Below are 19,615 nucleotides of genomic sequence, written 5' to 3' on the forward strand. Positions count from 1 at the left end.
CTCCTTAATTGCATAGAGCGTTACTATTTGATAAGTATTTTGTCAAATGGATTGTTGTCCCGAAAGATTCGTTTGAAATAACTTCTACTTCATCCATAAAATTTTCCATGATAGTAAATCCCATTCCGGAACGCTCTAATTCAGGTTTAGTTGTAAAAAGGGGTTGTCTCGCTTCATCTAAGTTAAAGATTCCAATCCCTTCATCTCGAATCGTGAGTTTCACCATTGCTTCTTCCAAAATTACAGAAATATAAACAATACCTTCTGCATTTCCTTCGTATCCATGAATAATTGCATTTGTAACCGCTTCTGACACAACTGTTTTAATCTCCGTTAATTCTTCCATCGTTGGATCTAGTTGTGCAATGAAAGCCGCCACTGTAACGCGAGCGAATGATTCATTTTGACTTAATGCTGAAAATTGAAGGTTCATTTCATTTCTCATCTATGCCACCCCCAACGTCGCGAGCGCGTGCGCTTCACTTTCTTCTAAGCGAACGATTTTGAATAAGCCCGACATTTCAAATAAACGCTTAACAGGCGGTGAAATTGCACAAACAACCATTTCTCCACCTAATCCCTTTACGTGTTTATATCGGCCTAATATAACACCTAGACCAGAACTATCCATAAACGATAAGTTCTCTAGGCTCAAAACAATATGATGAACACCATGTGTCTCAATCATATCTGTTACTTTCGTTCGCAACTCTTCAGCCGTATGATGATCTAATTCACCCTCTAGTCTCACACATAGGACGTCACGTTTTACTTCTAATTGCATGGAAAGACTCACACGATTTCCTCCTTATGCTCAAACTTTACTTATTCACATACATAAAGATTTTCGTGATACAAAATAAGAATCCTTCCTGCTGACAAAAGAAGAACTATTTCGTCATAAAGTGAAACCTTTCAGCATTATTCACTTACATACGAATAGAAAAGCGGCAAAATATTTGCCGCTATTTTGATGTTGAAAACATCCCAAAACTTCTTTTAAATAACTCCCACCAGCTCGCTGCAGCAACATCTTCTTTTGCTACAATTGTTTGTTTTAATAAAACATCTTTATCTTTTTTAATAACAAGTGTACCAAGCGCGTAACCTTTTTTAATCGGTGCTTTTACTTTCTTTTCAGCAATTACTTCTTGTTTTACCTTGTCCATATTCTCGCCCTTCTTCATAAGAAGAGAAACATTATCTGATGCAACTAAATCTACTTTTTCTTTTTTCCCTTTTCCTACTTGAACTGTCTTAATTTTTTCGCCGCGCGTATACAATTTCTTTGTCATATATTGTCCAAATGCATAGTCAAGAAGCTTTGTCACTTGGTTGTTCCGTTCTTTTGATGTTGGTGCTCCCATGACAACTGAAATGACACGCATACCATTTTTTTCAGCCGATGCTGTTAAACAATATTTCGCTTCTGTCGTAAAACCTGTTTTTACTCCATCTACGCCAGGATAAAAACGTACTAGTTTATTCGTATTAACGAGCCAAAACTTTTTATCCGTATCTTCACGTAAATAATCTTCGTACTTACCTGTGTATTTACGAATAAGTGGATACTTCATCAATTCTCTCGCCATTATAGCCATATCATTTGCTGTCGAATAATGGTCTTTGGCCGGAAGACCTGTTGGGTTTTGAAAATGTGTATTTTTCAGCCCTAAATCTTTCGCCTTTTTGTTCATCATATTTACAAATCCTTCTTCTGAACCTGCGATGTGCTCGGCTACTGCAACAGATGCGTCATTTCCAGATGCAATTGCAATACCCTTTAACATCTCATTTACAGTCATCTCTTCCCCAGGTTCTAAAAAGATTTGCGATCCACCCATTGAAGCTGCATGTTCACTCGCTCTAACTTTATCGGTCAGTTTTAGTTTTCCTTTTTCAACTTGTTCCATAATTAAAAGCATTGTCATAATCTTTGTCATACTAGCAGGTGGTAATTTTTCATTTGGGTTTTTATCAAATAAAACTTTACCTGTATCTTGCTCAATTACGATTGCTGACGACGCTTGTTCCGCTAACTTCGGCGTTGTTTCTTCTGTTTTCTCCTGCTTCGTTTTTTCAGATTGCGCAAAACTCACTGAAGTTCCAGAAAGCAATAACATGAAACAAACAAGTATTCCAAAAACTCGCTTCATGACTAACCCTCCATTCTATATCAGACCTATTTTTTCCAATTCTCCTTTTTTTAATACCAATTTTTTCTATTATTTTCAGTTGACAAATACATTCGTCCCCTATATTGTATTAAGTGTATTACACATAGTAGTACACTTAATACATATGAGGAAGGAGACATTGCTCTTGCATATTCAACTTGACCCAAGAAGCAACACTCCGATATGGGAACAGATTGTTCAAAATATAAAAGAACTCGTATTGAAAAGCATGTTGGCTCCAAGTGATAAACTTCCTTCTGTACGCGAACTCGCTTCTTTACTCGTTATAAATCCAAATACAGTGAGTAAAGCGTATCAAGAGTTAGAGCGACAAGGAATTATTGAAACGTTACGAGGAAAAGGAACATTTGTATCCCAATCGATTACCCCAACATTAGACGAAAGGAAAATCGCTATGGTTGAAAAGCAATTTCATCAATTACTATTAGAAGCCTCTTATCTTGGTATTACGAAAGATAAAATTCATGATTGGATAGATTCATACTATAAAGAGATTGGAGGGAATACGGATGCTGAAAGTGACAAGCTTGAAGAAAACAATTGATACTCAAACAATTTTAGACGATGTTTCTTTCACATTACAAAAAGGTAGTATCGTCGGATTACTTGGAAGAAATGGTGCGGGGAAAACAACTTTATTACGAACGATAGTCGGCATTTTAGACCCAGATGAGGGAACTGTTACATATGAGGATATCGACATTCATAAGAATCCTGAAACGAAACAAAAAATCGTATATGTCCCGGATTCTACTAACATACTAAACGGTTATACAGTAAAAGAAATCGTGAAGTTTTATAAAGCAGTTTATACCGCATTTGATGAACCATATTTCTACGAACTACTAGAACGTTTCAACTTACCAAACAAACGAATTCGTAGTTATTCAAAAGGAATGAAGGCACTGCTTGCTATCATTTTAGCTGTTGCTGCACAGGCAGAATATATTATTTTAGATGAACCAACAAACGGACTTGATCCTATCGTTAAAAGACAGATTTTACAGTTTCTCGTTGGAGAAGTTGCAGCAAAAGAAATTACCATTTTCATCTCTACCCATCATTTAGATGAAGTGGAACAAATTGCAGATACAATCATTATGTTAAAAGGACATACTGTAGCATCTATTACGTCACTAGACGATGCAAAATCACAATTTGCAAAAATACAAGTAGCTTACGAGCGTTCATTACCTCAAAAACTAGAAAACTTAAGCAATATTAAAATATTAAATCAAACAGGAAAAGTATATACAATCTTAATTGAAGGAAATGTGGCTACAACACTCGAGAAGTTTTATAAAGAACAACCACTGCTCATTGAAGAATTAACAATGTCACTTGAAGATGTCTTCGTTACGACACTGGAGGAGGATGGGTATGTTTCATAAGGCGTTGTGGATGTGGAATTGGAAGCGTGGGAAATATGCTGCGTTACTATTCTTCTTTAGTTCGCTTTATCTTCTATCTCTCGGATACTATAGAAGTGCTCAGATGGAACTCGATAAATATTACGAATTACAAGAAAAAGGGGAACAGTATTATTATTTTTATACCTTTTCTGCACGAGATGGTAATAGTTTTTGGTTAACTGTTCTTATCATTGCTTTAGCCTGCTTATTGATAGGATGGGAACGTAGCAACCAATCTAATACACTACTTATGACGATGCCATTTAAAAGAAAACATGTTTTCTTATCTAAATGGGCTTTCGGTTCCTTCTGTATTGTGAGCTCGTTACTTATAAATTGGATTATTATGTATGTTATTTATAGAACAACTATCCATTTTGATTATCAATCATTTAGTCCACTTCACCGATACTTTCTTTATGCGATAGTTTCTTATGTTGCAGTCTATACAGCTGCTCTATGTATCGGTACTTTTACTGGAAGTATTGTTTCACAGGTCATTTTTTGCATTCCATGGCTACTAATGGGCCTTACATTTATTCCACTAGTGTACACTTTTACACTAAACCATTTAGAGGCTACCGATACTAAAAATAATAAATTAGATCAACAACTATATGAAATCAATCAAAAAACAAATATAGTTGTACCAATATATCGCTTTTCTATTGATTATAACTATCAGCCAGATTCTCGGAAGAGGGACAACGATCCAACTACTTTAAGAAATCCAGCATCTCACGTATATTATTCAGCCAAATCAATGTTAGTCCCTATTTTCTATACAATATTTTATTTACTACTTGGGACATATTTATATGTGCGTTCACCAAATGAAAATAGTCAAAGGATATTTATTTTCCAAAAACATTTAAAAATATGTATATGGGGGACAACGATTTACTTTTCATTACTAGGTGGCTATAAAATCAATCAATTTTATTTCTTACCTAACTACTATATCAGTTTGTTTCTCGCTGGAATCATTACTTATGTTGTATTATCACGCCTAACAAATTATAAAGTTTTTTAAAGGAGAGATCCTATGTTTCAAAAAGCACTATGGCTAAGAACGTATCAACAAAGTAAATATGTTGTATGGTTATTTTGGCTCGTCAGCTTCTATAGTTTGTCATATAAATACTATATGACTTCTATTCAACAGCAACACTTTCTAAATGACAATAAAAAATGGAACTATGTATATCATTATCACTTTGATTTAACACTTTTAGATCCTACCATGCTGTTAGGTAGCATACTGACCATTCTAGCTTGTACGTTAATTGGATGGGAAAGACAAAATAACGCTAGCGACTTGTTATGGTCTATGCCCTTTAAACGTTCACACCTTTATATAACAAAGTGGTTGTTTGGAATCTGTAATATCGCCGCTGTTGTCATTTTAAACTGGGGGCTATTTGCTATTATGAAAAGGTTGACTTTTCATAATAAATATCAAGTATTTTCACCGTTTCATAGTTACTTTATATATATGTTAATTGTATTAATCGCTATTTATACACTTGCCTTATGTATAGGAACAATCGCTGGAAATGTGATATCGCAAGGATTTCTTACTGCAGCTATATTAATCTTCCCAGCGTTACTTCCATCTCTAATATCAGGAGTCATTGCTGTTCACTCGAGTGCCGACTTTCATGAGAACAATGGCATTATACATGATGTTATGGAAAACATACGTATTTCTAGTCCAGCAGAAGATTTTACTATTAACTTTAATTATGATCCACAAAGCGCTTATACTGATCAAAATGGAGTACGTCATAACGAACCAAACTTTACAAAGATTCCGCCGGCAAAAACATTGATTGCACCTATTGCACATATACTTATTTTATTACCACTCGGTATTTATTTATATGCCCGTTCAATCAATGAGCGAAATGGTAACTATCTATTATATCCAAAGTTACAAAAGTTAGTAATGGCATGCGCTATTTTCTTTGGTGGGATCGTTGGAGGTTTAATACTAAGTCGCGCGCACTCATTGTCCAGCTTTTACATCGGATTTTTAATAACTAGTTTCATTACGTATTTCTTCCTACCTAAAATATTAAAATGGAAAGTCTCTTGGAATTTCAAATAAAATAACCTCCTCTCGATGAGGAGGTTATTTCACATTCTCTCTCCTATCCCCATACACCATCTCTTCTTTCATTCCAAATCCATCACCATTTTGCACAATTTGCTCTGTCGGGGCAACTACACTTTCGGCAATTTTCCATTCCCCACGCTCTTTTACGAATACTTGTAGAAAATAGTTCATGCCATCTAATTGATATGCATTTTCTTTTTTCACATTATAGTGAATCGCAATGTAGTACACTTGAATGTTTTCTTTCCCTATTTTTGATACGTATTGCGATAGTCTCGGTATATAAAGTGCTGCTTTCTGAAAAGATAGTTGCTTCGCTTTAACAAGCGATGAACTTGTTACATTACGTAATGTGTCCCGATTACGAATATTATCGCTATGGTGAAATAATACTGCGTTTTGCATAGAACGAACCCATAATTTCGAATATAAGACTGTATTATCATTTTCAATGTACTTCACTTCTTTTCGCACTACTTGGATAGGCGTATCTGCGTACGTGAATGTTTGAAAACAGAAAAAACCACCAAATAAAATGGTAAGTGCAGCAATATATTTCATAATCTTTCCTCCGATCTTTTAATTAAAGTATCGGAGTTTCAAAATATTTTTATTCAAAAGAAAAAGGATAGGAATGCTTTCGCTTCCTATCCTCATTTATTATAATACGCGGCCAAATAGTTCTAAGACCATTTCTATTTCTTGGTCGCTCCAACCTTTAAATCTCTCTTTATAATATTCTTTACGCACAGCTTCAAGTTTTTCAGTTACTTCTCTTCCGTGCTCTGTAATTTCTAAGTACACGATTCGACGATCTGAATTAGAACGTTTTCTTTCTACTAATCCTTTTCGTACGAGACGATCTGTAACAGCTGTAATATGACTGGAGGTTACGTTTACTTCACTCGCAATTTGCGAAGCCATCTGTGGACTGTTTAAAAATAACGCACGTAATACAGAAAATTCATTATATGGCATATGTTCTGCAAAACGTGTATTAATATCATTTTGTAATAAACGTATCATTTTTCGAAATGATGCAGATAAATCTAAAATCAGCGTTTCTCTTTTTTCGTTCAATAGCCTCGTCCCTTTTTTATCATATTTACACATATTATAATCTATAAATACCTATGTTGTATATGCTTTCTTTCCTCAACATTCTCATTTATGTAACTTTTTTCATATAAATTTCTTTTTTGTTCACACATATACATATAAAAAGGATGGTGATGGAAAATGCAGGGTGGAATGAATCCTTATTTACACAACGTACGCACTGCTAATACTGGTAAAGAAGCTACTATTACTGTACAAGGAGAAGGTGTTGTAAAAGCAAAACCGAATGTTGTTATATTAACACTCGGCATTCGAACAGATGATAAAAATGTAAAACAGGCTCAAGAAGAAAATGCAGTGCAATCCAAACAATTGTTGGATGCACTTAAACAGCTTGGTATTGCCGATAAAGATATAGAGACGATTTCTTATACAATTACTCCTCAATACGAATATGTAAATGATAAAGCCTTGCTGCAAGGATACCGCGTGGAGCATTTGTATGAAATTACCGTTTTAAATGTACAAAAAGCTGGGGAAGTATATGATATAGCCGTTTCAAATGGTGCAAATGTAGCAAAAGGTTTACGTTTCCGAGTATCTCATCCAAATAAATATTATGAGCAAGCTCTCATTCAAGCTCTGCACCAAGCAGTAGAAAAAGCTCGTGCTATTGCGAGTACATATAATTTAAATATTAATCCTGTTCCCCTCTCATTCGTTGAAGAATCTGCCCAATTACCAAGGGAGGTTACGTCTTATGCTACTTTACATGCGCAAGCAGCTCCACCCATTCAATCGGGAGAGTTAGAAATTATTTCAACAATACGGGCAATTTTTACGTATTTATAAATAATTTCATTTATAAGTAAACGTTATCATTTTCCTTGTTGTAAAAACATGATGTTCTGATATAATAAAGGACGGTGAGCTCTTACGAAAGAGATATCACGGGTGGGAGAGGGATATGAAAAAGAAGGTTTAACATGAAAGGAATACTTGAAAGAACATTTAAATTAGGTTTACACGAAACATCACCAAAACAAGAAGTTTTAGCTGGAGTTACGTCATTTTTCACGATCGTATATATTATGATTGTAAATGCATCAATTTTATCCGATGCTGGCATTCCTCTTGAAGCTGGAATTTTAGCAACTGTTTTCAGTTCATTTGTCGGATGTCTACTCATGGCATTTTGGGCAAATGCACCTGCTATTCTTGTCCCTGGTATGGGTGTAAATGCATTCTTCACGTACACAGCTGTGCATACGCTTGGACTAACTTGGCAAGAAGCATTGGCTGCTGTCTTTATCTCTGGTATTATTTTTGCAATTGCCGCTTTTACACCAATCGCTCGCGTGCTATCAGTATCAATTCCAAAGTCATTAAAGGAAGCAATTACTGTCGGCATCGGATTATTTTTAGCGTTTATCGGATTGCAAAAAGGTGGCTTAGTCGTTTCGAACCCAAATACTGCTGTTGCAATGGGTAAATTAAGTAACCCTGTCGTTCTTGCGACCGTGCTTACTCTTATCGTTGCACTTGTACTATTTATTCGTAACGTACGTGGAAACTTTTTATGGACGATTGCAATAGGAACTGGTATTGCATGGCTATTTGGCCTTGTTGATACAAGTCAAATCGGAAATAGTTCATTCTCATTCGCTAATTACGGGGATGTGTTTGGAGCTATGTCATTTGGCAAACTTTCTTCCTTACCGTTTTGGATTGCAACATTCTCCTTAAGCATGGTGCTTATTTTTGAGAACATGGGACTTCTGCACGGTTTATTAGAAGATGACCGTAAATTCCCACGTGCTTACCAAGCCAATGCAATTTCAGCAATGACATGTGGTCTATTTGGCACAAGCCCTACCGTATCAACAGTAGAGAGTGCCGCAGGTATTACTGCAGGCGGAAAGACAGGTCTGACGTCTATCGTTACGGGGTTGTTATTCTTTGCATCATTGTTTGCACTTCCGTTTGTCAAACTAATTCCTGATAGTGCCATTGCACCAATCTTAATTATTATTGGCGGCCTGATGATTACAAGCATTCAGCAAATTCCTCTGAACGATTTTTCAGAAGGATTTCCAGCGTTCTTAATTATCGTCATGATCCCGCTCACATATAGTATCGCTGATGGCATTGCGTTCGGATTTATTGCTTACCCTATCTTAAAAGTTGCTCTTGGAAAGCGTAAAGAAGTCGCACCATCTATGTATATCATTACATGCTTATTCTTAGCTATGTTTGTATTACATGCTATTGGTTGAAAAAAAACACCGAGGAAATCCTCGGTGTTTTTTTACTTAAACCATCCTTTTTTATAAAACCAGGCCATCATTCCGCCGCCAATTAATGCCATTAGAAGAAGACAAATAAAATAACTATATTGTCCACCAAGCTCTGGCATATGCGTAAAGTTCATTCCATATACTCCCGCAATAAATGTTAATGGCATGAAAATGGTCGAGAATACAGTTAATGTTTTCATAATGTTATTCATATGATGTGAGTTTAATGAAAAATAACTATCCCGAATATCCGCCGTTAACTCTCGACTTGCCTCAATCATTTCCGTAAGTTTAAGTAAATGATCATGTATATCTTTAAAATAAATCTCATGATCACTTATACCGTAAAAACGAGTGGAATTCAAAATACGATACAATAAATCACGCATTGGAATAATTGTACGTCTTAACTTAGATAAATCTGCCCTAATATCAAATACTTCTTCTAGTACGGCTCCTGCTGTCTCACCTGTTAAATTATCATCAATCGCATTTAAATGATCTTCAATGTAATATACAGGTGCGAAATAATCATCTACAATTTGATCAGTGATCGTATGTGCTACATGTAAAGGTCCTTTCTTAATCCGCCTCTTCTCACCAAGTGTTTTCCATACTCTTTCAATTGCATTATTATGAGAAAAATGGAAAGAAACAATATAGCGATCACTAACAAACAAATCAATTTCATGTGGTTCTAGCCCATCTTCTCCAAACGCGTGAAGAACTAAAAAGTTATATCCATCATAAAAATCAACTTTTGGCCTCTGTACGTATTCTAGACAGTCTTCAATTGCAAGGGGATGGAACTTAAAATGGTCTTGCAGAATATATGTATACTCTTCTTTCGTTGGCTTATATAAATCTAGCCAATACCATACAATATGGTCTTTCTTTGTTTCTTCTAGAGAAACATCATATAATACTTCATCTGTTTTTGTTACTGCACAAATTCTAATCATAATTTCACCCATTATTATTATAAACAAAAAATAGTAAAAAAAGCCAAGGAGAAATCTCCTCAGCTTTTTTTATTACTTCGTTACGATACCGTGTACTAAAGTTGGTGCATCTACGTGTTCTTTAGAGATCTTCATGTTCTCATAAATTTTCGCTTTTACATCTTCAACATTTTCGCGGTTTGCGTAAATTGTAACGAGAGATTCACCTTGCTTCACGCTATCGCCTACTTTTTTGCGCAGCATTAGACCAACTGCTAAATCAATTTCAGACTCTTTCGTTGCACGTCCTGCTCCTAAAAGCATTGCTGCTGTTCCGATTTCGTCTGCAACGATTTCTGATACATATCCGTCTTCTTTCGCTTCCACTTCAATTTTAAATTGTGCTTGTGGCAATTTAGAAGGGTCATCAACAACAGATGCGTCACCGCCTTGCGCTGATAAGAACGTTTTAAATGATTCTAGCGCTTTTCCGTTGTTCATTACTTCAATTAGCTTTTCACGTGCATCTTCTAAAGATGAAGCTTGTCCAGCAAGGTACACCATTTGACTTCCAAGTGTTAAACATAGCTCTTCTAAATCTTTCGGCCCTTTACCTTGTAATGTATCAATTGCTTCTTGAACTTCTAATGCGTTACCGATAGCTTCACCGAGTGGTTGACTCATATCAGAAATAACTGCCATCGTATTACGACCAACGTTATTACCGATACGTACCATTGCTTCTGCTAAACGTTTTGCATCTTCATCCGTTTTCATAAATGCACCTGCTCCAGTTTTTACATCAAGAACAATTGCATCTGCACCAGCAGCAATTTTTTTACTCATAATCGAACTTGCAATAAGCGGAATTGAGTTTACTGTTGCTGTTACATCACGAAGTGCATATAGCTTTTTATCAGCAGGTGTTAAGTTACCACTTTGGCCGATAACAGCGATTTTGTTTTCATTTACAAGACGCATGAATTCATCGTTTTCAATTTCCACATGGAATCCTGGAACTGCTTCTAATTTATCAATTGTACCACCAGTATGTCCTAAACCGCGTCCAGACATTTTCGCTACTGGTACATCTAAAGCAGCTACTAATGGACCTAATACAAGTGTCGTTGTATCACCAACACCACCTGTTGAATGCTTATCTACTTTTACACCTTCAATAGCCGATAAGTCGATTGTATCACCGCTATTTACCATTGCCATCGTTAAATCAGCACGCTCTTGATCGTTCATATCTTGGAAGAAAATTGCCATTGCAAGTGAACTTACTTGATAATCAGGAATATCACCATTCGTATATCCTTCAACAATAAAGTTAATTTCTTCTGTCGTTAATGCATGTCCGTCACGTTTTTTTGCAATTAGGTCCACCATTCTCATTGTGAAGTCACCCCTTCATTTGTTTTACGATTGCTTTTACTAATGCTAAGAAGTTAGCTTTAACACGTTCTGTCGTTTCAATTACTTCATCGTGGTGAAGTGGTTGATCTAAAATACCAGCTGCCATATTGGAAATACAAGAAATACCTAATACTTTCATACCAGCGTGACGCGCTACAATTACTTCAGGTACTGTTGACATACCAACTGCATCTCCGCCAAGTGTACGAAGCATACGAATTTCAGCAGGTGTTTCATATACAGGACCTGTCATTCCTACGTATACACCTTCTTGTACTTTAATATTTAAGTCTGCTGCAACTTGTTTCGCCATTTCGCGAAGTTCTACTGTATATGATGTAGACATATCAGGGAAACGTACGCCCATTTCAGAATCATTCGGTCCGATTAATGGATTCGTACCCATGAAGTTAATGTGGTCTGAAATTAACATAAGATCGCCTGGCTCAAATGATGTATTTACACCACCAGCTGCGTTTGTTACAACTACTGTTTCTACACCTAGTTCTTTCATAACACGAACTGGGAATGTTACTTTTTGCATGTCGTATCCTTCATAGAAGTGGAAACGTCCTTGCATTGCTACTACTGTTACACCTTGAAGTGTACCAAATACTAGTTGACCTGCATGGCCTTCTACAGTTGATACTGGGAATTCAGGGATTTCACTGTAAGGTACTGTTACTGCATTCTCAATTTCGTCTGCTAATACACCTAGTCCTGATCCAAGGATTAGTCCTACTTGTGGTGTCTCTTGAAATTTCTCTTTTAAGTATGAAGCTGATTTTGTAATAAGTTCACGATTCATTTGTTTATCCCCCTATTTCTTTAGCTCGTTTAAGAAGCTTGTTCCGTATTCTGGCATTTTCACACCGAAGTTTTCTGCTACTGTTGCACCAATATCAGCAAATGTTTGACGAAGTGGTAACTCTTGTCCGCCTTCTTTCATGCTTGGGCTATATGCTAATAATGGTACATATTCACGTGTATGGTCAGTACCAGGGTGAATTGGATCATTACCGTGGTCTGCTGTAATTAATAATAGATCATCTTCTTTTAGTTTTGCGAATACTTCTGGAAGACGTGCATCATATTCTTGCAGAGCTTCTCCGTATCCTTGTGGATCACGGCGGTGGCCGAATAATGCATCAAAGTCAACTAAGTTTAAGAAGCTAAGACCTGTAAAGTCCATATTTAATGTATCTACAAGCTTATCCATTCCATCCATGTTAGACTTCGTACGAAGTGATTCAGTTACCCCTTCACCATCATAAATATCAGAGATTTTACCAATAGCAATTACATCGTAGTCACTATCTTTTAATTCGTTCATTACTGTACGGCCGAATGGTTTTAATGCATAGTCATGACGATTTGGTGTACGTGTAAAGTTTCCAGGTTCACCAACGAATGGACGAGCAATAACACGACCTACCATGTATTTCTCATCTAATGTTAATTCACGTGCAATTTTACAGATTTTATATAACTCATCAAGTGGCACTACTTCTTCGTGTGCTGCAATTTGCAATACGCTATCAGCAGAAGTATAAACGATTAAAGAGCCTGTTTCCATTTGCTCTTGACCAAGTTCATCAAGAATCTCAGTTCCAGAAGCTGGCTTATTACCGATAATTTTACGGCCTGTTTTTTCTTCTAATTCATCAAGTAATTCTTTTGGGAATCCTTCTGGGAACACTTGGAATGGTGTATCAATGTAAAGGCCCATGATTTCCCAGTGACCTGTCATTGTATCTTTACCAGTAGATTTCTCTTGCATTTTTGTGTAATATCCAAGTGGTTTCTCTACTTTAGAGATACCTTTCATTTCTCGAATGTTACCAAGACCTAATTTCACCATGTTAGGCATTTGTAACCCATTCATATGTTCAGCAATGTGACCAATTGTGTCAGATCCTAGATCACCAAATTGCTCAGCATCTGGTGCTTCACCGATTCCCACAGAGTCCATTACGACTAGGAATATACGTTTATATTTATTCATAACTGCGACCTCCTATAAGTTCAGTTCTACTTCTTGTAGTATGTTCAAAACGCTATAAAGTGAAACTGTTATCCAAAAGAATTCTCATTGTCAAACAGTACTTCTTTAAATCATTTTCTAACCTATTTCGTTTACTTGAAACGATTCAAAAACATTTCTAGTTTTTTCTAAGTCAGATGTCAGACATCTGATACTGATATCATAACATGTTTACGCTTTCTTTTTAATACATTTTCGTAGAATTTCTCATTTTCTTCACACTTCTATTGTAATCTATTCTGCAACGAAGTGCTAATTTTTTTATGATTTATTTCTTCATATTAAAAATAAAAAGTAGCTCTAAAGAGCTACTTTTTATTTTACTTCTATTGTTTCTTCTTTATGTTCATGCAATTCGCCTTTTCTTACATGTACTTTCACTTTGTAAGCACCGTTCTCTTTGAAAGTATGTTTCGTTTCATACTCTCCTTTATTCCCTTCTTTCGCTGGAATAAATTCGTGTTTTTCAACACCATCTTTCCAAATCTCTAGTTGTACTTCAGCACCAGTTAATGCTTCTTCTTTTTGCTTTAAATGAACTTTCATTGTAGATTCAGCATTTGCCTTTATGTCTCCAGCCATAAGATGGATCATTGTGTCACTTTTATGATCTCCATGTCCTGCACTGTGATCACTATTTTCTTTTTTCGCATCTTCTACTTTCGCATTTCCTACAGCAACTTTCACTTCTGGCATAACGTGCATTTCACGTGCATTTGTGTGAGCAATAATATGGTATACTCCATCCGTTTCGAATGTTTTCTCTACTGCATAAACACCTTTTCCTTTATGCTTACCATCTAACATCTCGTGCTTTTCGTCGCCATCTTTCCAAATTTCAAACTTTACATCATCGGCATCCGTTACTTTTTCTTTCCCTTGTGTAACAAGTGCTTGTACTTCTGTTTTTTCACCTGGTTTAATTTCTTTCGGATTTGTTTGGACTGCTACTTTTACAGCTTCAAGTTTCTGTTCTTTTTTCGGTTCTTCTTTGTTTGTATTACAGCCAGCCAACGCTAGCATCGCGATAAATAAAGTTATAATCAGTTTTTTCATCATCATTTCCTCCTTTATACTTTATTTAGTATAGAGGAAATACATTGTAATATTCTAGTCTTCTGCTGAAAACAATATACGAAATGTTTGTGAAGTTTCTGTGAAACGGTCTTCCCCTCTTAATCTATGAAAAAAAGAGCATAGTAACTATGCTCTCGGATGAAACTGTTTATATACATCTTTTAATCTAGTTTTTGAAACGTGCGTATAGATTTGCGTAGTTGAAATATCTGCATGTCCAAGCATTTCTTGTACAGCACGTAAATCTGCTCCATTTTCTAATAAGTGCGTAGCAAACGAGTGACGCAACGTATGAGGTGTAAGTTCTTTTTCAATATTTGCCTCTTTCGCTAATCGTTTTAATATTTTCCAAAATCCTTGTCTTGATAATCGATTACCATGATGGTTTAAAAAGAGTGCATCTACTACTTTTTTCCCCATTAATTCTCTTCTTCCTTTTTCAATATACTTTTGAATCGCTTCCGTTGCTAAACTTCCTAGTGGAATAATTCTTTCTTTATTCCCTTTCCCTATGCAACGAACAAATCCCATCGTTAAATGTACATCTTCTAAATTGAGTGCAATCAATTCTGAAACACGAAGTCCTGTCGCATACAGTAACTCTAGCATCGCCTTATCACGAATACCAAAAGCACTTGTCATTTTTGGTGTTTGAAGTAACGCCTCTACTTCATCAACTGATAATACCTTTGGTAATTTCCGTTCCCCTTGTGGCGTTTCAATATGTACGGATGGATCGTGTTCTACCGCTCGTTCACGAAGTAAAAATTGGTGGAACGAACGAATTGATGCGATATGACGCGCCAATGTTTTCGAAGATTTTCCGTTCTCTTTTAAATACTGCAAAAAGTTAACAATGTGTAAACGGGTCACTTCATGAAAAGTTTTCGTCTGTTCCACATTTTGCAAATACTTTACGTAGCTTTTTAAATCCCGTTCATAAGATACTACTGTATTCTTTGCTAATCCTTTTTCGACAACCATATAATGAATAAAATCTTTTAATTGATCTTCCACTCTACACTACTCCCCATTTTCATAGAAAAACATCATTCTATTTACGAAAGCATCCTTTGCCGGTTCTTCATTCCCTGATACTTTTTCTACAGTCTCTTCTTTAGGTTTTTCATAACGATGATAGCTTTCATATTCTTCATTTATCCATAGTATAGCGAAATAAAACAAAATCGTACAACTTGTAAATAATAAAAATACTTTTATTCCATCAAAAGTTAATTTTAAAGCTCGGCGCATTGTAAATTCCTCCAAAATATAAGTTATTACAACATATGCCAAGCTTTCACCAATTTATACCTTATTCAAATAAAAAACCTCTTCCTAGATAAATAGGAAAAGGTTATTTTTCATCCGTTTCATTTTCTTGACAATTTTTACAAATCCCATGGAATGTTAAACGATGATCTTTCACCTTAAAGCTCCAGTCTCGTTCTACTTTCCTTTCCACTTCACCAAGTAAATCTTCTTGTATTTCTTGTACAGCACCACATTGTGTACAAATCAAATGATGGTGGAAACGCTGCGCACCTTCTTGGCGTAAGTCATAGCGTGAAACACCGTCTCCGAAGTTAATCTTATCGACAACTTTTAACTCAGATAATAGTTCTAAAGTTCGATAGACGGTTGCTAATCCGATCTCTGGCGACTTTTCTTTTACAAGGAGGTAAACATCTTCTGCGCTTAAATGATCTTCTTCATTTTCTAGCAGCACACGAACTGTTGCTTCACGTTGCGGTGTTAATTTGTAGCTCGCTGCATGTAATTGCTTCTTAATTCGTTCAATTCTTTCTTCCATTCGGTACTACTCCCTCCTCGCCACTCTTACACCATTATATCAGAAGAAGGGCTTCTGTCAAAAGAAAAAACAATAAAAACAAATTGATAATTATTCTCAAAAAGTATTTATTTTTTATTAATAGCCTCAACGACTTCTTTCATTAAAACTGGTGATGCGTAAGCCTCCACACTAGAAGCAAGTGCTAACACCACTCCAATTACGAGAAAGAAGCATGTATAACGGATTAATAATGGTAATAGTGGCTCGGTTATTTTTCTAATAAATTGATGCCTAATCATCCGTAAAGAAAAACTTGCAGCAATGGTTGTCATAACGAGAAAGACTGGAATGATAATTAAATTTTGTGGCAAAACAGATACAAATGCTAATAATAGTCCATTCCATCCATGCTGACTTACTAAAAAACCAACTGTAAATCCAACGACAACTCCTTTTACAAATAATAAAATAAAAATAAGTGGTAATCCAATAATTGAAATTCCTAAAATCCAAATAAATCCGATGTATTTTAATTGCGAAAAGTAACTTTCTCGAAACATTTCGCCCGCAATGGCAAATTCTCCTTTAGAGACTTGTCCAAAAAAACGTTGTAAATAAAATGATAAATCTTGTTTTTGATTGATTTGTAAACTATTCACGAGAATGGCTCCGAATATTACTCCCATCAATAATAAAACAGCGTTAAATATATATAATGAAGAGTTTTCCTGTATGTGAGACATTACACGGTCTTGCCAATTTTTTCGCCACATTTTTCTTCCCTCCGTTCACACTCTTATTAAAAATGTATGAAAGAAAGAAAAAAGTATGACGAATTAACATTGAAATTCCGCTCTACTTTGCTAAACTAAAAAGTAGAGAATAGGAGGGATTTCTCTTGAAACCATTATTATTAGATTTTCCAACATTATTTCAAACTGAACGCTTGCAAGTTCGTAAACCATTTCCAGGTGATGGTGCAGAAGTATATGAAGCAATCCAAGCTTCTCTAGAAGACTTAGTACCGTGGATACCAATTAACGCTGAAACAGAAGAGAGTGCTGAAGAAATTGTTCGCGAAGCTCACGGACAGTTTTTACTTCGTGAAACACTTGATTTTCACTTATACGATAAAGTATCTGGTACATTCATCGGAGCAATTACACTAAAGCCTGAAAACTGGGATATTCCAAAGTTTTCACTTCACTTCTGGCTACATAGTGCCTATACAAAACAAGGCTATATGACCGAAGCTGTTAAAGGTGCAATTCAGTTCGCCTTTGATAAACTAGGCGCTAGAAGAATTGAAATTCGTACTGATGCAACAAATATAAATGCATGTAGCTTAGCAGAACGTCTAGAATTCATTCTAGAAGGGACAATGGAAAATGACTTCCTAGCACCAGATGGTAGCTTACGTGATGCACGTGTATATGCAAAAATCAATTAAAAAACACTCGCCTTTGGCGAGTGTTTATTTTTGTAGTTGTAAATATTGTACTGCAAACATCGTCTTCGCATCATGAATACGAAGATCTTTCATAAGAGTAATCGCTTCTTCTAACGATACTTCCATTAATTCCACAAACTCATCTTCATCTAACTCAGCTTTATTTTCTTTTCTTGTCAAACCTGTCGCTTTATATACATATAAAATTTCATCTGCGAATCCTGGAGATGTATAGAAAGAAGTAATGAGCTCCATATTTTCACATACATATCCTGTTTCCTCTTCTAATTCACGAACTGCTGTTACCTCAGGTTTTTCACCAGGTTCTAACTTGCCAGCCGGAATTTCTATAATCGCCTTTTCAAGTGCTTTACGATACTGCTCAACAAGCACAATTTTCCCCTCATCAGTAATAGCAATAATAGCAACTGCACCAGGGTGATTTACAATTTCACGTTTACTCATTGCTCCATTTGGTAATACTACATCATCAACACGAACTTTTATAACTCTACCATCAAAAATTGGCTCAGTTTTTACTGTTCTCTCTGCAAGATTACTCATACTACTTCATCTCCCTGTTCTATTTCCTATTCTTTCCTCATACATTTTACCACATTGAAAGGAGCGTGATAGAAATGAAAGTTTATATTTTACCAAATCGCGTCACTTTAGTCGGAAAAGCATGGCAAATTCGCCATAAGCTAAAGCAATATAGCAAAGAGTATACAACTGTACAAGAGTGGATTACAGCAAATAAAGTGAAACATTAATCATGCTTTTACGGGCAGTTAATGCGAAGCGGAAAGTAAACGTTTGTCAACCTCTTTTTCCTCTCGTACAATAAAGGTAAGGAGGTTGACCTATGAAAAAACGTCAATTAGGAAACTCAGATTTGTTTGTTACAGAAATGGGCCTTGGCTGTATGTCTCTCGGTACATCTGAAACAGAAGCTATGCATATTATCGATGAAGCGATCGATTTAGGAATTAATTTTTTTGATACAGCAGATTTATATGATTACGGATTAAATGAAGAATTTGTTGGAAAAGCCTTGAAGGGAAGAAGAGACCAAATTGTACTTACAACGAAGGTTGGAAATCGTTGGACAGAAGAAAAAAATGGCTGGTCTTGGGATCCTTCTAAAGCTTACATAAAGACTGAAGTAAAGGAAAGTTTACGTAGACTTCAAACTGATTATATTGACCTTTACCAACTTCATGGCGGAACAATTGAAGATCCAATAGATGAAACAATTGAAGCTTTTGAAGAATTGAAAAAGGAAGGTATTATTCGCCATTACGGTATTTCTTCTATACGCCCAAATGTCGTTCGTGAATATGCAAAACGCTCAAACATCGTTAGTGTACTAATGGAATATAACCTTTTAAATCGTCGTCCAGAAGAATGGTTCCCCCTTCTAAATGAACACCAAATTAGCGTCATTGCCCGCGGGCCACTTGCAAAAGGAATTTTAACTGACAATAATGCAAGAAAGATAGAAAGAGTAAAGGAAAAGGATTATCTCTCTTATTCTTACGATGAATTACATGCAACTCTAGCAAGTGTAAAAGAAATGATTGGAGAACGCTCTTTAACAGGAACAGCTATTCAATATTGCTTACATAATAAGACTGTTGCAGCTGTTATACCTGGTGCAAGCTCTCTTCAACAATTACAGGAAAATATACGAGCTAGTCAACAGTTACCTTTAACGAAAGAAGAATATATACAACTTCAAAAGATTGTTAAATATGACACATATGCTTTGCATCGTTAAAAATATCGAATTACCGATAAAACA

24 protein-coding genes are annotated in these 19,615 nt (G+C 35.8%); 9 read left to right on the forward strand and 15 right to left on the reverse strand.

Translation table 11 applies throughout. From position 1 onward, the window contains the following. Positions 1-4: 4 nt before the first annotated feature. The 3 genes from spoIIAB to dacF all read right to left on the reverse strand — a co-directional run bounded on the left by spoIIAB (position 5) and on the right by dacF (position 2,156). Entirely contained in the window at positions 5-445 is a 441-nt protein-coding gene (spoIIAB, locus tag C3Y97_RS20600; protein ID WP_001243398.1) for an anti-sigma F factor, read from the reverse strand. Further along, entirely contained in the window at positions 446-796 is a 351-nt protein-coding gene (spoIIAA, locus tag C3Y97_RS20605) for an anti-sigma F factor antagonist (RefSeq protein WP_000059135.1), read from the reverse strand. A gap of 169 nt (positions 797-965) precedes the next feature. Then, positions 966-2,156 carry a serine-type D-Ala-D-Ala carboxypeptidase DacF gene (dacF, locus tag C3Y97_RS20610; RefSeq protein WP_136363621.1) on the reverse strand — a complete coding sequence of 397 codons (1,191 nt, stop codon included), beginning with the start codon at positions 2,154-2,156 and terminating at the stop codon, positions 966-968. Between the two features lie 166 nt (positions 2,157-2,322). On the opposite strand from dacF, the gene C3Y97_RS20620 reads away from it, so the two are divergent. Genes C3Y97_RS20620 through C3Y97_RS20635 form a run of 4 tightly spaced genes read left to right on the forward strand, consistent with a single transcriptional unit; the run spans position 2,323 to position 5,720 of the window. Beyond that, a complete protein-coding gene (locus C3Y97_RS20620; RefSeq protein WP_086403790.1) occupies positions 2,323-2,742 on the forward strand; it encodes a GntR family transcriptional regulator in 420 nt (139 codons plus the stop codon). Further along, positions 2,708-3,589: an ABC transporter ATP-binding protein gene (locus C3Y97_RS20625; protein WP_098212663.1), complete on the forward strand. Its 882-nt coding sequence runs from the start codon at positions 2,708-2,710 to the stop codon at positions 3,587-3,589. Before C3Y97_RS20620 ends, C3Y97_RS20625 begins: the two co-directional genes overlap by 35 nt. Beyond that, on the forward strand, positions 3,579-4,643 hold the full coding sequence (locus C3Y97_RS20630; protein WP_000468523.1) for an ABC transporter permease: 1,065 nt from the start codon (positions 3,579-3,581) through the stop codon (positions 4,641-4,643). Before C3Y97_RS20625 ends, C3Y97_RS20630 begins: the two co-directional genes overlap by 11 nt. A 12-nt stretch (positions 4,644-4,655) precedes the next feature. After that, positions 4,656-5,720 carry an ABC-2 transporter permease gene (locus C3Y97_RS20635; protein WP_136363622.1) on the forward strand — a complete coding sequence of 355 codons (1,065 nt, stop codon included), beginning with the start codon at positions 4,656-4,658 and terminating at the stop codon, positions 5,718-5,720. Between the two features lie 24 nt (positions 5,721-5,744). Here C3Y97_RS20635 and C3Y97_RS20640 read toward each other — a convergent pair whose 3' ends face one another. Both C3Y97_RS20640 and C3Y97_RS20645 read right to left on the reverse strand, forming a co-directional pair. Next, positions 5,745-6,290, reverse strand: coding sequence for a hypothetical protein (locus C3Y97_RS20640; protein ID WP_000873774.1), 546 nt, complete (start codon positions 6,288-6,290; stop codon positions 5,745-5,747). Positions 6,291-6,389: 99 nt separating this feature from the next. Beyond that, positions 6,390-6,809: a MarR family winged helix-turn-helix transcriptional regulator gene (locus tag C3Y97_RS20645; protein ID WP_001003307.1), complete on the reverse strand. Its 420-nt coding sequence runs from the start codon at positions 6,807-6,809 to the stop codon at positions 6,390-6,392. Between the two features lie 159 nt (positions 6,810-6,968). Here C3Y97_RS20645 and C3Y97_RS20650 point away from each other — a divergent pair, with 159 nt between their 5' ends. Together C3Y97_RS20650 and C3Y97_RS20655 are read left to right on the forward strand one after the other, a co-directional pair. Beyond that, positions 6,969-7,640, forward strand: coding sequence for an SIMPL domain-containing protein (locus C3Y97_RS20650; RefSeq protein ID WP_001161449.1), 672 nt, complete (start codon positions 6,969-6,971; stop codon positions 7,638-7,640). Between the two features lie 134 nt (positions 7,641-7,774). Beyond that, a complete protein-coding gene (locus tag C3Y97_RS20655; protein WP_000676248.1) occupies positions 7,775-9,064 on the forward strand; it encodes an NCS2 family permease in 1,290 nt (429 codons plus the stop codon). A 32-nt stretch (positions 9,065-9,096) separates the two neighbouring features. Here the strand turns inward: C3Y97_RS20655 and corA are convergent, their stop codons facing one another. The 9 genes from corA to spoIIM form a co-directional block, all read right to left on the reverse strand. Continuing rightward, a complete protein-coding gene (corA, locus tag C3Y97_RS20660; RefSeq protein WP_002026281.1) occupies positions 9,097-10,059 on the reverse strand; it encodes a magnesium/cobalt transporter CorA in 963 nt (320 codons plus the stop codon). Positions 10,060-10,119: 60 nt separating this feature from the next. Next, on the reverse strand, positions 10,120-11,424 hold the full coding sequence (locus C3Y97_RS20665) for a pyrimidine-nucleoside phosphorylase (RefSeq protein WP_001243069.1): 1,305 nt from the start codon (positions 11,422-11,424) through the stop codon (positions 10,120-10,122). A 7-nt stretch (positions 11,425-11,431) separates the two neighbouring features. Further along, positions 11,432-12,253 carry a purine-nucleoside phosphorylase gene (locus C3Y97_RS20670; RefSeq protein WP_001078446.1) on the reverse strand — a complete coding sequence of 274 codons (822 nt, stop codon included), beginning with the start codon at positions 12,251-12,253 and terminating at the stop codon, positions 11,432-11,434. Positions 12,254-12,265: 12 nt separating this feature from the next. Continuing rightward, positions 12,266-13,450 carry a phosphopentomutase gene (gene deoB / locus C3Y97_RS20675; RefSeq protein WP_001046079.1) on the reverse strand — a complete coding sequence of 395 codons (1,185 nt, stop codon included), beginning with the start codon at positions 13,448-13,450 and terminating at the stop codon, positions 12,266-12,268. Between the two features lie 354 nt (positions 13,451-13,804). Continuing rightward, positions 13,805-14,545 carry a FixH family protein gene (locus C3Y97_RS20680; RefSeq protein ID WP_000733456.1) on the reverse strand — a complete coding sequence of 247 codons (741 nt, stop codon included), beginning with the start codon at positions 14,543-14,545 and terminating at the stop codon, positions 13,805-13,807. Between the two features lie 147 nt (positions 14,546-14,692). Beyond that, positions 14,693-15,583: a site-specific tyrosine recombinase XerD gene (xerD, locus tag C3Y97_RS20685; protein WP_000390088.1), complete on the reverse strand. Its 891-nt coding sequence runs from the start codon at positions 15,581-15,583 to the stop codon at positions 14,693-14,695. Positions 15,584-15,589: 6 nt separating this feature from the next. Then, positions 15,590-15,820, reverse strand: a complete 231-nt coding sequence (locus tag C3Y97_RS20690; protein WP_001250432.1) for a YqzK family protein — start codon at positions 15,818-15,820, stop codon at positions 15,590-15,592. Positions 15,821-15,923: 103 nt separating this feature from the next. Further along, entirely contained in the window at positions 15,924-16,379 is a 456-nt protein-coding gene (gene fur / locus C3Y97_RS20695; protein WP_000392657.1) for a ferric iron uptake transcriptional regulator, read from the reverse strand. 107 nt (positions 16,380-16,486) lie between these two features. Continuing rightward, on the reverse strand, positions 16,487-17,104 hold the full coding sequence (gene spoIIM, locus C3Y97_RS20700; protein WP_013142149.1) for a stage II sporulation protein M: 618 nt from the start codon (positions 17,102-17,104) through the stop codon (positions 16,487-16,489). Between the two features lie 155 nt (positions 17,105-17,259). Here spoIIM and C3Y97_RS20705 point away from each other — a divergent pair, with 155 nt between their 5' ends. Continuing rightward, positions 17,260-17,811 (forward strand): GNAT family N-acetyltransferase, encoded by a 552-nt coding sequence (locus C3Y97_RS20705; protein ID WP_000803479.1) that lies wholly within the window; start codon positions 17,260-17,262, stop codon positions 17,809-17,811. A gap of 24 nt (positions 17,812-17,835) precedes the next feature. Here C3Y97_RS20705 and C3Y97_RS20710 read toward each other — a convergent pair whose 3' ends face one another. Next, positions 17,836-18,375, reverse strand: coding sequence for an NUDIX hydrolase (locus tag C3Y97_RS20710; RefSeq protein ID WP_000067042.1), 540 nt, complete (start codon positions 18,373-18,375; stop codon positions 17,836-17,838). Between the two features lie 74 nt (positions 18,376-18,449). Between C3Y97_RS20710 and mciZ the strand changes: the two genes are divergently transcribed. Then, the gene (gene mciZ, locus C3Y97_RS20715) at positions 18,450-18,584 is read left to right on the forward strand and encodes a Z-ring formation inhibitor MciZ (protein ID WP_000870302.1); all 135 of its coding nucleotides are present in this window, start codon (positions 18,450-18,452) and stop codon (positions 18,582-18,584) included. Between the two features lie 92 nt (positions 18,585-18,676). After that, entirely contained in the window at positions 18,677-19,591 is a 915-nt protein-coding gene (locus C3Y97_RS20720) for an aldo/keto reductase (RefSeq protein ID WP_000747210.1), read from the forward strand. Positions 19,592-19,615 lie beyond the last annotated feature (24 nt).

Source organism: Bacillus sp. DU-106 (assembly GCF_004799705.1).
GTDB classification, from domain to species: Bacteria; Bacillota; Bacilli; order Bacillales; family Bacillaceae_G; genus Bacillus_A; species Bacillus_A cereus.